General features: G+C 50.6%; 14 protein-coding genes. All 14 read right to left on the bottom strand.

Going from position 1 to position 13,267, the window contains the following annotated elements:
- Positions 1-49 precede the first annotated feature (49 nt).
- The 14 genes from OH31_RS11300 to lepA all read right to left on the bottom strand — a co-directional run bounded on the left by OH31_RS11300 (position 50) and on the right by lepA (position 13,266).
- Positions 50-1,594 (bottom strand): cryptochrome/photolyase family protein, encoded by a 1,545-nt coding sequence (locus OH31_RS11300; RefSeq protein ID WP_024930811.1) that lies wholly within the window; start codon positions 1,592-1,594, stop codon positions 50-52.
- Positions 1,591-1,752: a DUF2256 domain-containing protein gene (locus OH31_RS15325; RefSeq protein ID WP_019883114.1), complete on the bottom strand. Its 162-nt coding sequence runs from the start codon at positions 1,750-1,752 to the stop codon at positions 1,591-1,593. The genes OH31_RS11300 and OH31_RS15325 overlap by 4 nt, the downstream gene beginning before the upstream one ends.
- Positions 1,749-2,579, bottom strand: coding sequence for a triose-phosphate isomerase (tpiA, locus tag OH31_RS11290; protein WP_024930810.1), 831 nt, complete (start codon positions 2,577-2,579; stop codon positions 1,749-1,751). Before tpiA ends, OH31_RS15325 begins: the two co-directional genes overlap by 4 nt.
- A gap of 79 nt (positions 2,580-2,658) precedes the next feature.
- Entirely contained in the window at positions 2,659-3,693 is a 1,035-nt protein-coding gene (gene fba / locus OH31_RS11285; protein WP_019883118.1) for a class II fructose-bisphosphate aldolase, read from the bottom strand.
- Between the two features lie 12 nt (positions 3,694-3,705).
- Positions 3,706-4,683: a class 1 fructose-bisphosphatase gene (locus OH31_RS11280; RefSeq protein ID WP_024930809.1), complete on the bottom strand. Its 978-nt coding sequence runs from the start codon at positions 4,681-4,683 to the stop codon at positions 3,706-3,708.
- Between the two features lie 251 nt (positions 4,684-4,934).
- Positions 4,935-5,720: a ThiF family adenylyltransferase gene (locus OH31_RS11275; RefSeq protein WP_024930808.1), complete on the bottom strand. Its 786-nt coding sequence runs from the start codon at positions 5,718-5,720 to the stop codon at positions 4,935-4,937.
- Positions 5,717-6,106, bottom strand: a complete 390-nt coding sequence (gene acpS, locus OH31_RS11270) for a holo-ACP synthase (RefSeq protein ID WP_024930807.1) — start codon at positions 6,104-6,106, stop codon at positions 5,717-5,719. The genes OH31_RS11275 and acpS overlap by 4 nt, the downstream gene beginning before the upstream one ends.
- Positions 6,107-6,425: 319 nt before the next feature.
- Positions 6,426-7,154 carry a pyridoxine 5'-phosphate synthase gene (gene pdxJ, locus OH31_RS11260; RefSeq protein WP_024930805.1) on the bottom strand — a complete coding sequence of 243 codons (729 nt, stop codon included), beginning with the start codon at positions 7,152-7,154 and terminating at the stop codon, positions 6,426-6,428.
- Between the two features lie 686 nt (positions 7,155-7,840).
- Positions 7,841-8,593 carry a DNA repair protein RecO gene (gene recO / locus OH31_RS11255; RefSeq protein WP_024930804.1) on the bottom strand — a complete coding sequence of 251 codons (753 nt, stop codon included), beginning with the start codon at positions 8,591-8,593 and terminating at the stop codon, positions 7,841-7,843.
- Between the two features lie 28 nt (positions 8,594-8,621).
- Positions 8,622-9,527 (bottom strand): GTPase Era, encoded by a 906-nt coding sequence (gene era, locus OH31_RS11250; RefSeq protein ID WP_019883126.1) that lies wholly within the window; start codon positions 9,525-9,527, stop codon positions 8,622-8,624.
- Complete coding sequence (gene rnc, locus OH31_RS11245; protein WP_024930803.1) at positions 9,524-10,195, bottom strand: ribonuclease III; 672 nt, start codon at positions 10,193-10,195, stop codon at positions 9,524-9,526. The genes era and rnc overlap by 4 nt, the downstream gene beginning before the upstream one ends.
- 22 nt (positions 10,196-10,217) lie before the next feature.
- Entirely contained in the window at positions 10,218-10,571 is a 354-nt protein-coding gene (locus tag OH31_RS11240) for a DUF4845 domain-containing protein (protein ID WP_019883128.1), read from the bottom strand.
- A gap of 49 nt (positions 10,572-10,620) precedes the next feature.
- Complete coding sequence (lepB, locus tag OH31_RS11235) at positions 10,621-11,436, bottom strand: signal peptidase I (protein WP_019883129.1); 816 nt, start codon at positions 11,434-11,436, stop codon at positions 10,621-10,623.
- Positions 11,437-11,472: 36 nt separating this feature from the next.
- Positions 11,473-13,266, bottom strand: a complete 1,794-nt coding sequence (gene lepA, locus OH31_RS11230; RefSeq protein ID WP_019883131.1) for a translation elongation factor 4 — start codon at positions 13,264-13,266, stop codon at positions 11,473-11,475.
- Position 13,267: the final 1 nt, after the last annotated feature.

The raw sequence follows: 13,267 nt of genomic DNA, 5'->3' as shown, positions 1-13,267 counted from the left end.
CTGAACCAGTGTCTATTGTGACAGTTTTGTGAAATTACACGAGCAAGCATTACAGGTCTGCCAATTGTTGCAATCGCTGCTCAGCAAATGCAGCAATCGCCAATCGCTCTTCTTCAGGCATGGTGGCAATATGCTTGACCATTAAACGTGTACGCGGATTCGCAGCCAGCAAAGCCTCGTGTCTGATTAAAAAACCCCAGTAAAGTGTTGTGAATGGACAAGCCCGATCACCGGTTTTTTGTTTTGGATCATACCGACATCCCGTACAATAATTACTCATGCGCTGAATATAGGCACCACTGGCGATATAGGGCTTGCTGGTAAAGCGGCCCCCATTGGCATATAGCGCCATGCCAGCGACATTGGGCAACTCCACCCATTCCACGGCATCGACGTAAACGGCCAAAAACCATGCTGAGACCTGTTGCGGCGACAGTTGCGCCAGTGTCGAAAACAAGCCGATCACCATCAGGCGTTGAATATGATGTGCATAGCCAGTTTGCAAGGTTTGGCCTATACACTGCGATAAACATTGCATCTGCGTCTGCCCGGTCCAGAACCAGTTTGGCAAATCCAGTGCATGCTGGAAATAGTTCGCCGATTTAAGTGTTGGCATTTCCAGCCAATACACACCGCGCACAAACTCTCGCCAACCCAACACCTGGCGAATAAACCCTTCGACACTTGCTAATGAGGCGCGGCCATCAACATACGCTTGCTCGGCAGCGGCGATGACTTCACGCGGATTGAGTAACTTGAGATTCATGGCCGAAGCGAGTAGGGAATGCCACAAATATGGCTGGTTTTGCCACATGGCATCTTGATATGGGCCAAACTGCGCTAACTTTTCCTGGACAAAATGTGTGAGCAAGGTGAGTGCTTGCTCACGCGTCACTGGCCAGGTAAAAGACGCCAGCGCACCTGGGTGATCGGCAAACCGTTCATTCACCAGGACCATGACTGCTTGCGTGATGGCATCTGGCGTAAACACAGGTGGCTGTGAAAGTGCTTGCGGACCTAACTTGCCCAGCGATTGACGGTTGTCATGATCAAAGTTCCAGCTGCCGCCTGCAGGTTCCTCGCCGTCCATAAGAATATGATATTTTTTACGCATGCCACGATAAAAAAACTCCATCCGCAAAGAAGTGTTTTTTTCGCTGTATTTGGCTGCCCAACGCCGGAACTGGTCGATACTACTCATGAAATGTGTATCTTGCAGCACATGTAGAGGCACCGCGTGCTGGTCAGCCACCGCTTGCAGACTCTGCCAGATGCGCCAATCACCAGGTTCGCAGACCTTGATTGCCTGTGGCTGGTGCTGCTGCAATACAGTCTGCCAAACGGTCGCTAAATCAGGATAGGGATGTGCGTCTAGCTGAAAATAAGCCAGTGGATAGTCTTGTGCACGCAACCTCTCTGCAAAGTGGCGCATGGCAGATAAAAACAAGGTAATGCGCTGTCGGTGAGACCATACATGATTTGCTTCATGCATGACTTCAGCCATCACAATCAGGTCTTGCGTCGGATCAAAGTGGTCTAAGGCAGGGTTATCCAGCGTGAGCTGGTCACCGAGGATAATGATCAGGTTTCTCATATGGCGTGTTTTTGCAATGCGCGACGGCAACGCTCAGAGCAATATTTGACCTGATCCCAGTTATTCGCCCAGGCTTTTCGCCAGGTCATCGGTTTGCCACATTGCTGGCAGAGTTTTGTTGGCAGACTACTTTTGTTGCCTTTAAAGGCAACCGTCATACCTCAAAAACGGGGATGGCTGCCGATGATTCACGGACCACCGTTTTTTGCTGGTAGCAACGGCTGGCGATTCTGCAGATATCAACAAAATCTTCAGCAACCAGTGCAGCACGGCCCAATAAGCCACCGTCAATATCCGGCATGCTGAGTAAGCTGTGCGCATTTTCAGGCGCCATACTGCCGCCATAGACAATACGGATCTGCTCGGCAAACTCGCGGTCGCGTTCGGCAATCATCATACGGATAAATGCATGCATGCGTTGTGCCTGCTCAGGCGTGGCGTGCTCGCCAGTGCCAATCGCCCACACCGGCTCATAGGCGATGACCATATTGAATTTTTTGGCCAGTGCGAAGGCTTCATCATCGAGGCCATACACCACATTCAGCATCTGGTTGCGCACAATGAGCTCGGCCATATTGCCATCGCGCTCATCCTGGGTTTCACCGACACAAAAAATAGGCGTCAGCCCGGCATGCAATGCATTAAGCAGGCGTTTGGTGGCGACCTGGTTACTTTCGAGTTTGAGGGCACGGCGTTCAGAATGGCCGATAATGGTATAGCTGCAGCCAAACTCGGCTACCATTTTGGCTGAAATGCAGGAGGTAAACGCGCCTTCGGTAAACTGGCTGACGTTTTGCGCGCCCCAGGCAATCGAAGAGTCTTGCAACAAGTCTTGCGCCTGATACAGGTATACATAAGGTAAACACACGGCTGTCGCGACGCCGTCCAGGTCGTGCAACTCTTGCTTGAGCCTGTTCAGCAAGCCTTGATTTTCAAGCAAGCCGCCGTGCAGCTTCCAGTTACCAATGACTAATTTTTCTCGCATGATGGGATTCCTTTACTCATGCCCCCTCAATTTATAATTGCTTTTTTTAGGCTATTTCACTCACGGTCATGTCATGCAGCTAGTAAATGGCTGCCATTTTTTCCAGTGTAATTACCTTTATCTTACTCGCTTGTCCGGCACTACCAAAGGCCTCAAAGCGTTCTTTACACAAATGCTGTGCTGCCGTGGTCGCTTCTTTGAAATATTTGCGTGGATCGAACTCCTCAGGATGCTCGACCATATAGGCACGAATCGCCGCCGTCATCGCCAAGCGGATATCAGTATCAATATTAACCTTACGCACGCCATTTTTAATGCCTTCTACAATCTGTGACACCGGCACGCCATAGGTTTCCTTGATATTGCCGCCATAATGCCGAATTTGTTCCAGCAAGGATTGCGGCACACTGGACGAACCATGCATCACCAGATGCGTGTTAGGGATTTTGGCATGGATTTCGCGAATACGTTCAATCGACAGCGTATCGTCTGAAGGTGGTCGTGTGAATTTATAAGCACCATGGCTGGTACCAATGGCAATGGCCAGTGCATCGACTTTGGTCGCTTCAACAAACGCAGCCGCTTCATCCGGATCAGTCAGCAATTGTGACTCATCCAGTTTACCTTCGGCACCAACGCCATCTTCTTCGCCTGCCATACCGGTTTCCAATGAGCCCAGCACGCCCAGCTCGCCCTCAACCGACACGCCAACCGCATGCGCAAACTCGACCACACGTCGCGTCACTTCAACGTTGTATTCATAACTCGCAGGCGTTTTGCCATCTTCTTTAAGCGAGCCATCCATCATCACACTAGAAAAGCCACTGCGAATGGCCATCTGGCAGACCTTGGGCGACGCGCCATGGTCCTGGTGCATGCAGATCGGAATATGCGGATATTGCTCAATCGCGGCTTCAACCATTTTGCGTAGAAAAGACTCTCCGGCATAGCCGCGGGCCCCTGCCGAAGCTTGCAAAATGACCGGACTGTCGACTTCGTCGGCCGCCTTCATAATGGAGAGAATCTGCTCCATATTGTTAATATTAAATGCAGGCAGGCCATAGCTGTGTTCTGCGGCGTGGTCGAGTAGTTGCCTGAGCGAAATCAATGCCATGTCATACTCCTTTTATTGTGAAGCTTGCTGATGGTAATCACGCAAGCGCTGGATTTCCTGTTTAGCGCCTAACAATACTGGCACACGCTGATGACATGCCGTCGGCTGAAGGGCCAGCACGTCTTCCAGACCGTCTATGCTTGCCCCACCAGCCTGTGTCACCAGCAAACTCATAGGGTTAGCCTCATACAATAATCTTAAGCGGCCCGCTTTGACCGGCTGCTTGCTATCGCGCGGATACAGAAACACGCCACCGCGCGTCAGAATACGGTGTACATCCATCACCATACTGGCACACCAGCGCATATTAAAGTCACGCCCACGCGGCCCCTCACTGCCTTGCAGGCATTCAGTAATATAGCGCTGTACAGCGGGTTGCCAATAGCGCTGATTGCTGGCGTTAATGGCAAATTCTGAGGTTTCCTCACCAATCTGTACAGTTTGTTGCGTTAATACAAACGACTGGCTGTGCTGATCCAGCGTAAACACATGTGTGCCCTGGCCAATGGTGAGTACCAGCAAAGTGGCCGGGCCATACATGATATAGGCCGCGGCACGCTGATCTTGCCCTGGCTGCAAAAAGGCCTGATCACCCAGCGTGGCCACGCCGATATTAGGAATGACCGAGAAAATACTGCCGACGACGCCATTAATCGCCAGGTTAGAAGAGCCATCCAAAGGATCCATGCTGACCAGAAACGGTGCATCCAGCGTTTCAAACAAGACCGGCGCATCTACTTCTTCTGACAATACGCCAGCCACCACTGCCGAAGCGCGCAGGTGTGCCGCGGCCACCTCGTGGCTACGAATGTCCAGCTGCATCTGTGTTTCGCCTTGCACATTGGTGCTGGTCATTTTTTCCGTGACCCCTTCCAATGCCCCTTGCTTGATCAGCGCAGCAATTTCAATCCCCGCCTCGGCAATATGCCAGATCAGCACATTCAAGGCATGGTTGATAGAAATCTTCTTTAAAAACACATCCAATTGCATGGCAATCACCTTTGATGGATTAAGCGTACTTGGGCCATATGACACTGTAACTGATAGCGCCAGGGCTTGAAGTCATGATGACAGGCTGAAAACTAGCGTATTTAAAGTGAGTACGGACGACCTCCGTGCGATTGATACCTGCAAACATGCAATGTTTATGCCTGACTTTTTAAAGTAGACGCTGCTATTCCCACATTGTTCAACCTGATTTGCTTGCGGTGGGCCAAGCCTATGCTTATAAACTGCGAGTGTTAAAGCGTGATCAATTGCTGAATGGCCTGTTGTGCCGCCACAAAACCAGCGGTGGCCGTCACGCAAATACTGGAACCGTAACCTGCGCAGTTGAGGCCTGTCAGTCCTGCTGTCGATGTTTCACAAGCCTCTTCAGGTCGCTCGACCGGCTCATCTGAGTACACGGCAACAATGCCGAATTTGGCCGATTTCTTGTGATCAGAAGCCTTGGGGAAACCATAATCCCGACGTAACTGGTTGCGGACCTTCGCCAGCATGCGATCGCCCTGCACATGCGCCAGGTCAGCCAGGCGGATACGCGTCGCATCGAGCTTGCCACCTGCACTACCGACCATGATCAACGGCAATTGCTGCTGCTTGCAATATGCCGCCAGGGCGATTTTGGCCTTGGTATCATCCATGCAGTCCACCACCATATCCGGTGCATCAACCAACAGTGAAGCGAGGTTTTCAGGTGTCACAAAATCCTCAACTTCAAGCACCTCACACAATGGATTAATCGCCGCAATGCGCTCACGCATGGCCGTCACTTTGGCCTTGCCCAGCGTATCCTCCAGCGCATGAATCTGGCGGTTGATGTTCGACTCGGCAATATTATCCAGATCCACCAAGGTCAACTTGCCCACCGCATTGCGCGCCAGGGCTTCTACCGTCCACGACCCCACACCACCAATGCCAATGACCAGCACATGCGCTTGCTGCAAATTGATCAAACCCTGCTCGCCATATAAGCGACGCACGCCGCTAAAACGGCGCTGGCTATCCACTAACTGATCGGCTGTCATGCTGTTTGGGTCGTTTCCAGCACGACATAAGCCAGTGCCAGTTTTTTTTCATCACTGATGCTGATATGCGACTGATAAATATGGTGTTGTTTGAGAAAGGCCTGCAGTGTTGATGACAGTTGCAACAAGGGACGACCTAGCGCATCGTGGGTGACTGCAATATTCTGAAAGCTGACATCGCCGCGAATGCCGGTACCTATCGCCTTGGCAAAAGCTTCTTTTGCGGCAAAGCGTTTAGCAAGAAAACGTGCCTTGAGTTTACTCGCTTCATAATCAGACCACTCACTAGGTGCCAGAATGCGTTTGGCAAAGCTGTCACCGAACTGATCGAGTGACGCCTCGATCCGCTCAACTTCGACAATATCTGTGCCTATGCCGTAAATCATTTCTGCTTTTCCTGAAGTTCCAACATTTCTCTCTTGTCTACATAATCACAACGTGTGCACGATGAAACAAGAAACCTGCGCTTATTCACACCCTTCGCAAAAATCAAACCTACTAAGCCAATCGCCCCTAATATAATGCAGGCCAAGAATCGTCCAGACTTAGCATTCCCGTTCCAGACATCTGCGCCCAAAACCGCCTTTAAGAGGTAAAACACGACACAAGACACTATTAAAGCTAAACACACCTGAAACCAATTCAGTGTCATGCTTTTAGTAACAAATAAGGTGTTACCGCAATGAGGGCAATTTTGAGAGATGCTCATCGCGAAGAAAACTCTTTCATCAGCGCCTTCATTTCACGCACCGCATTATCCCACCCCACAAACAGGGCATGCGCCACAATGGCATGACCAATATTGAGTTCCTCAAAGCCTGGCAAACGCGCAATATGATGCACATTATGATAATGCAAGCCATGACCAGCATTCACGACCAGACCCGCGGCTTTCGCATGTTTGAGCGCGGCGTCGATTTTCTCCAGTTCATCCAACTGATCTTTTTCTGTGTCAGCATCGGCAAAAGTACCGGTATGCAACTCAATCACCGGCGCGCCCATTTTAGCAGCCGCATCAATCTGCGCCAGATCTGGCGCGATAAACAGTGACACACGTATGCCTTGATCAGACAGTTTTTTCACCGCATGCTCCACTTTGGCGTAATGTGTGAGCACATCCAAACCGCCTTCGGTCGTGCGCTCTTCGCGGCGCTCAGGCACCAGGCAAACGTCTTGCGGGTTGACCTGAATGGCGATATCGATCATTTCGCTAGTGACCGCACATTCGAGGTTCATTTTAGTTTGCAGCAAAGGGCGTAAAGCAAAAATATCCGCATCCTGCATATGGCGACGATCTTCGCGCAAATGCAAGGTAATGCTGTCTGCACCAGACTGCTCAGCGCGCAGTGCGGCCTGCACAACGCTTGGATATTTGGTGCCACGCGCCTGACGAATCGTTGCGACGTGGTCAATATTGACGCCTAGTTTTAACATAGTTCTCTTTGTAATTGGGTGAATGACAACATTTTAACTGTTGATTATGGTAAACCAAATTAATCATGCGAAAAATAGAAAGATATAGATATCTATGTACTTAGGAGTATGTTTGATTTCGCCTTTCGGCGAGTTACTTTTCTTTGCTTGCACAAAGAACAAGTAACCAAAAGAAAGTGCACCCCAGCTTCCGCTTGTTTCCTGCGTTGCTCGCCAAAATAAGCGGTCACGAAACTCAACCTGGTAGCTCACACAGAACGTGAGCTACTGCGGGATTCGAACAGTCGCTCCCTTCACCTTATTTTGCCTGCGCTACTCGGCGCGGCAGATGGGGACCCCGAAAACCAAGTGACTGCAACCATTCTTGGTTGTTATCAATAAAACAGAAGAATTATGCTTCCGTTAAACTTTCACTAATGGTTGTTTGGCGAGACAAATCCCATCCCATCACGCTGAGTAGCGGAGACAAAGTGGGGGCTTTCGGCCATCGGCTGTTCGAGTTCCGCGGTGGCTTGCGGGTTGTGCAAGCCGCTAGGGCGAGTTTCGATGGCCGCCCACTTTGTTGAGCAACGCAAGGAAGCCGAAGGCCGTGATGGCTGGGTGTCTTCCTCTTTGGTTACTTTCTGGGGGACAAGCACCAGAAAGTGACTCGCCTAAAGGCGAAAAGAATACATCACGTAAACAAACTAAAACCCCTGCAAATCCACCAATAACTGCCTGGTATGCAAAGGCTTCTCACCCAAATAATGCTGCAACAAATAGCGCATCAATTGCTTGCTTTGTGACTGTGTCGTCGCGTGACTATAATTGCCGCGCGACATTTCCAGCAGGGTAGCGCCCTGAATCAGTAAACCATTCCTGGTGGCTGAAGGTGAGCAAGCACCATAATCGGCTTCGAAGCGATAGGTTTCGTCCGCATGGATAATTTCACCGTTTTCGTCATGGGTGAGCGGTACGGCATAGCCAAGCTCCTGCAACATCTTGAGTTCAAACCGGCGCAGGATTTCGGCCAGTTGGCCATTCCCGGCATCTTGTTGCAAGGTAGAGAGTAACTGTATGGTTTGTGCGTAATATTCAAACAACTGTGCATGGGCGTCATCGCGAGGCAACAGGCGCAATAGCAGTTCATTCATGTAAAAACCACACATCAGGGCATCGCCTCTGAGGAGGGTCAGGCCTGTCATCCACTCTAATTCATGTAGCGTTTTGAGTTCGTTTTTACCTGACCAGGTACCGGCCAGTTGCTGAAAAGATTGCAGCATGCCGCGCATGGCCGAGAGTGGGCGCCGTGCGCCTTTCGCCACGGCCGCAATGCGCCCCAGGTCGCGGCTGAACATTTCAACCACGAGACTGGTTTCTTTAAAGGGATAGGTGTGAAGAATAAAAACCGGTTGCTGAGATTGCTTGTGGCTTCCGGAATCGGGAGGTTTTACTGCCATATGTTGATGCCAGTAGAATCAAGTGTTACTAGAAACCCAGGCTCTTCAATGCACGCGCATCATCGGCCCAGCCGCCCTTCACCTTGACCCAGGTTTCCAGGTAGACTTTGGAACCAAACAGCTTCTCCATATCCTGACGCGCTTCGGTAGAAATTTGCTTGAGCTTTTCGCCGCCTTTGCCAATGATCATCGGCTTCTGGCTGTCTTTGTCGACAATAATGGCGGCAAAAATACGGCGCAGGTTTTTGACGGTTTCAAACTTTTCGATTTCTACCGTCACCGAGTAAGGCACTTCGTCACCCAGCAGGCGGAAGATTTTTTCACGGACCAGTTCGGCCGCCAGAAAGCGCTCATTTTTATCGGTGAGCTCATCTTCGGCATACATCGCTGGCTGCTCAGGCAAATGCTCGCGCACCGCGGACAGTAATTCATCCAGATACAGGCTCTTTTTGGCACTGACCGGAATAATGCCTGCGAAATCAAACAGCAGGTCAAAGTCCTGAATCAAGGGCAATAAATTACCTTTATCGCCCATCAGGTCTGCCTTGTTGACGACCAGCAACACCGGTTTGTTCTTTGGCAGCAGCTTGAGCACGATTTCATCGGCTTCGCCCAATTTCATCGGCTCAATTACAAACAGCACGACGTCGACTTCGGTCAGCACCTGGGTGACGGTTTTGTTAAGTGTTTTATTGAGCGCGTTGATATGTTTTTGCTGAAAGCCAGGCGTATCCACAAACAGGAACTGGGTATCGTCTGTGGTATGAATGCCCAGCAGGCGATGGCGCGTGGTCTGCGCCTTACGCGAAGTAATCGCCAGCTTCATGCCTAAAATATGATTTAGCAGTGTGGATTTACCGACATTGGGGCGACCAACGATGGCAACGGTACCACAACGAAAATCGTCTGCAGCGGGGGTAATGTCTTCTGTCATGATTGAATCTCGTCCATGGCCAATTTGGCCGCTTGTTGCTCCGCCACACGGCGGCTGGTGCCCACCCCGGTGGTGGTCAGCTTGAGTTTTTTAATAAAACACTGCACGGTGAAGCTTTGCGCATGCGCCTCGCCTTCGATAGAAACTACCTGATACTCCGGCAGATCCATTTTCTTGCTTTGCAGATATTCTTGTAATTGCGATTTGGCGTCTTTATCAATCGCCTTGGGATCTATGGTTTGCAGCTTGTCGCGATACAGCAATGCGACCACTTGCTGGGCAGCCTCAAAGCCGCCATCCAGGTAAACCGCACCGACAATCGCCTCCAGCGCATCAGCCAGAATCGAGGGGCGGCGCCAACCGGCGCTTTTAAGCTCACCTTCGCCTAACTTGAGTGCGTCACCCAAATGCAGGTCGGCGGCAATTTCAGCCAGGCTGGCCTCGCGCACCAGCTTTGCGCGCAAACGGCTTAAATCGCCCTCGGGCAAATTTGGAAATAAATTAAACAACTGGTGCGCAATAATAAAGTTGAGCACGCTATCGCCTAAGAATTCCAAGCGCTCGTTATTGGTGGCAGAAAAACTGCGATGGGTGAGCGCTTGTTGCAGTAAGGCAGGCTGCGTAAAGCTGTAGCTAATTCTGGTTTGTAATACCGGGAATGCGTTCATTTAAGTGCGATCAAGCCAGCCATTAAGGTTTGCTGGCAGCATCAAAGTCGATCAACAAGGTCATAGTGTCTGTCAGTGCAATTTTTTTCTGGTAGCGCATGGCGACAACGCCACCGCTGATGTCCAAATCGCGACCAGTCACGTCATGGATACTGTCCACTTGCATCTGACGATCAAACGCGGTGCGCACATCGCTGTCATTTTGCAATAAAGGGTCGTGCGCAATGCGGTTCACCGTGGCCTGGATAGAATAGTACTCCATGTAAGCAGGCAAGGCCTTGAGGGCTACCGTGCCCAGGATGCCAAATGCGGTCAGAATCAGCAAAAAGCCGATCAAACCGATGCCGTGTTGGTGAGCGCTCTTTGAGTCATTCATTGTGCTATCCCTCAAGAAGATGTCTTTTTCCACACGGCTCGCCGTGCACTTAACCAATACTTTGCCCGATACGGCGCCATTGGTCAAAATTAAACCAAATAAAGAATGCGCGGCCGACCAGATGTTTTTCTGCGACAAAGCCCCACACGCGGCTATCTGAGCTGTTATCACGGTTATCACCCATGGCGAAATACTCACCTGCCGGCACAGTAATCGTTTCTCCCTGCATCAGGCGGTCACCCGCGCTACCAGGGCTATACTGGTTCATGATGTCATGAATCAACACATCATGCTTGACGTCGCCCAACTGCTCGCTCAAGCGTGACGCAGTCACATCCACCGCGCGCGCATTGCCGCTTTCGTCATTCACATTGAGTGCATATTGATATGGTTGCACAAAATCAAGATTAATCACTTTGCCATTAATTGTTAACTGCTTGTCGCGATACTGGATTTTGTCGCCTGGCAAACCCACTACACGCTTGATGTAGTCAATCGAAGTGTCAGGCGGGTAATGAAACACAAATACATCACCACGCTTGGGCAGACTCACCGGGTAAAACACGTTATTGATAATAGGCACGCGCAAACCGTAAGTGAATTTGTTGACCAGGATGTAATCGCCTGCCAGCAGGGTTGGCATCATGGAACCGGATGGAATCTTGAATGGTTCGACCACAAACGAGCGCACCATAAATACCAGCAAAATCACCGGGAAAAAGCTTTTACTGTATTCCACATACCATGGGTCGGCGACATCGCCCAATGCACCCGCCTGGCGTTGTTTGCGCAAGACCAGAATATCCAGCAGCCAGATCACGCCTGAGACCAGCAAAATCACCAACATAAAGATTGCAAAATACATGCTTGTTTCCTGAGTAAGCTATTGCACTAAAAGTGACTATTTATCTTCTACACGCAAGATGGCAAGGAAGGCTTCTTGTGGAATTTCCACGTTACCCACCTGCTTCATACGCTTTTTACCTTCTTTTTGTTTTTCCAGCAACTTGCGCTTACGCGTGATATCACCACCATAACATTTGGCAATCACGTTTTTACGCATGGCCTTCACCGTTTCACGCGCAATAATATTGGCACCAATCGACGCCTGAATCGCAATATCAAACATCTGGCGTGGAATTAATTCGCGCATTTTAGACACCAGTTCACGGCCGCGATACAAGCTATTGGCGCGGTGCACAATCAGGCTTAATGCATCGACACGCTCGCCGTTGACCATAATATCCAGTTTGACCAGGTCCGCAGCGCGGAACTCAAGAAACTCATAATCCATGGAGGCATAGCCACGTGAGACTGACTTCAGCTTATCAAAGAAATCCAGCACCACCTCATTCAACGGCATCTCGTAGCTCAACATGACCTGGCGGCCCATGTATTGCATATTGCGCTGGATACCGCGCTTGTTATTACACAAGGTCATCACTGGGCCAACATAGTCTTGTGGCATCAGCAAGTTCACCACAATCATGGGCTCACGAATTTCTTCAACCCGGGAAGGCTCAGGTAAACGTGACGGGTTTTCGATTTGTACTACTTCACCACTTCTAAGTAACAGCTCATAAATCACTGTAGGTGCAGTGGTAATCAAATCCATGTCGTACTCGCGCTCCAGGCGCTCCTGTACGATTTCCATATGCAGCAAACCCAAAAAGCCGCAGCGGAAGCCAAAACCCAGCGCAGTCGAGTTTTCCGGCTCAAACTGCAAGCTGGAGTCATTCAAACTCAGCTTTTCCAGTGCGGTACGCAAGGATTCAAACTGGTTGGACTCCACCGGATACAAACCCGCAAACACCTGTGGCTTCACTTCTTTAAAGCCAGGCAATGGCGCTGCTGCAGGCTTACCAGCTAAGGTTACCGTGTCACCAACCTTGGCCGCAGCCAGCTCTTTAATGCCAGCGATAATAAAGCCTACTTCACCGGCGCTTAATTGCGTGCGCTGTACCGATTTTGGCGTAAACACACCGACTTGTTCACACAAATACTCAGCGCCGGTCGCCATCAAGCGGATCTTTTCTTTGGCCTTTAACGAACCATCCACGACGCGCACCAGCATGACCACGCCCACATAGTTATCAAACCAGGCGTCAATCACCAGGGCTTTCAACGGTGCATCAATATCACCGACTGGCGGTGGCACTTTAGCGACCACTTCTTCCAGCACATCGCGCACGCCTTCGCCTGTTTTGGCTGAACAACGCACGGCATCGGTGGCATCGACGCCAATCACATCTTCAATTTCTTGCGAGACACGCGCCGGATCCGCGGAGGGTAAGTCAATCTTGTTGAGGATAGGCGTCACTTCGACACCCAGATCAATGGCGGTGTAGCAGTTGGCCACACTTTGCGCCTCTACGCCTTGCGAGGCATCGACCACCAGCAACGCGCCTTCACAGGCGGACAGCGAGCGACTCACTTCGTAGCTAAAGTCGACGTGGCCGGGCGTATCAATCAGGTTGAGCTGATAAATTTCACCGTTATTGGCTTTGTATTGCAAGGCTGCGGTTTGCGCCTTGATAGTAATGCCACGCTCACGTTCGATGTCCATGCTATCGAGCACTTGCGCTTCCATTTCGCGCGCCTCCAAGCCACCGCATAATTGAATAATGCGGTCTGCCAGTGTCGATTTGCCGTGGTCAATATGGGCAATGATCGAAAAATTACGAATATTTTTCATG

This window comes from Methylophilus sp. OH31 (assembly GCF_000576615.1).
Classification (GTDB): Bacteria; Pseudomonadota; Gammaproteobacteria; order Burkholderiales; family Methylophilaceae; genus Methylophilus.
Note: the sequence above shows the minus strand (reverse complement) of the source record. Positions and strands in the feature narration are given on the sequence as shown.

Bases quoted from the DNA above. Each gene is read 5' to 3' on its own strand.
- rnc (WP_024930803.1), bottom strand. From the start codon at position 10,195: ATGAACGCATTCCCGGTATTACAAACCAGAATTAGCTACAGCTTTACG.
- OH31_RS11280 (WP_024930809.1), bottom strand. From the start codon at position 4,683: ATGCAATTGGATGTGTTTTTAAAGAAGATTTCTATCAACCATGCCTTG.
- lepB (WP_019883129.1), bottom strand. From the start codon at position 11,436: ATGTATTTTGCAATCTTTATGTTGGTGATTTTGCTGGTCTCAGGCGTG.
- OH31_RS15325 (WP_019883114.1), bottom strand. From the start codon at position 1,752: ATGACGGTTGCCTTTAAAGGCAACAAAAGTAGTCTGCCAACAAAACTC.
- acpS (WP_024930807.1), bottom strand. From the start codon at position 6,106: ATGATTTACGGCATAGGCACAGATATTGTCGAAGTTGAGCGGATCGAG.
- OH31_RS11240 (WP_019883128.1), bottom strand. From the start codon at position 10,571: ATGAATGACTCAAAGAGCGCTCACCAACACGGCATCGGTTTGATCGGC.
- era (WP_019883126.1), bottom strand. From the start codon at position 9,527: ATGACAGAAGACATTACCCCCGCTGCAGACGATTTTCGTTGTGGTACC.
- lepA (WP_019883131.1), bottom strand. From the start codon at position 13,266: ATGAAAAATATTCGTAATTTTTCGATCATTGCCCATATTGACCACGGC.
- pdxJ (WP_024930805.1), bottom strand. From the start codon at position 7,154: ATGTTAAAACTAGGCGTCAATATTGACCACGTCGCAACGATTCGTCAG.
- tpiA (WP_024930810.1), bottom strand. From the start codon at position 2,579: ATGCGAGAAAAATTAGTCATTGGTAACTGGAAGCTGCACGGCGGCTTG.
- recO (WP_024930804.1), bottom strand. From the start codon at position 8,593: ATGGCAGTAAAACCTCCCGATTCCGGAAGCCACAAGCAATCTCAGCAA.
- OH31_RS11275 (WP_024930808.1), bottom strand. From the start codon at position 5,720: ATGACAGCCGATCAGTTAGTGGATAGCCAGCGCCGTTTTAGCGGCGTG.
- fba (WP_019883118.1), bottom strand. From the start codon at position 3,693: ATGGCATTGATTTCGCTCAGGCAACTACTCGACCACGCCGCAGAACAC.
- OH31_RS11300 (WP_024930811.1), bottom strand. From the start codon at position 1,594: ATGAGAAACCTGATCATTATCCTCGGTGACCAGCTCACGCTGGATAAC.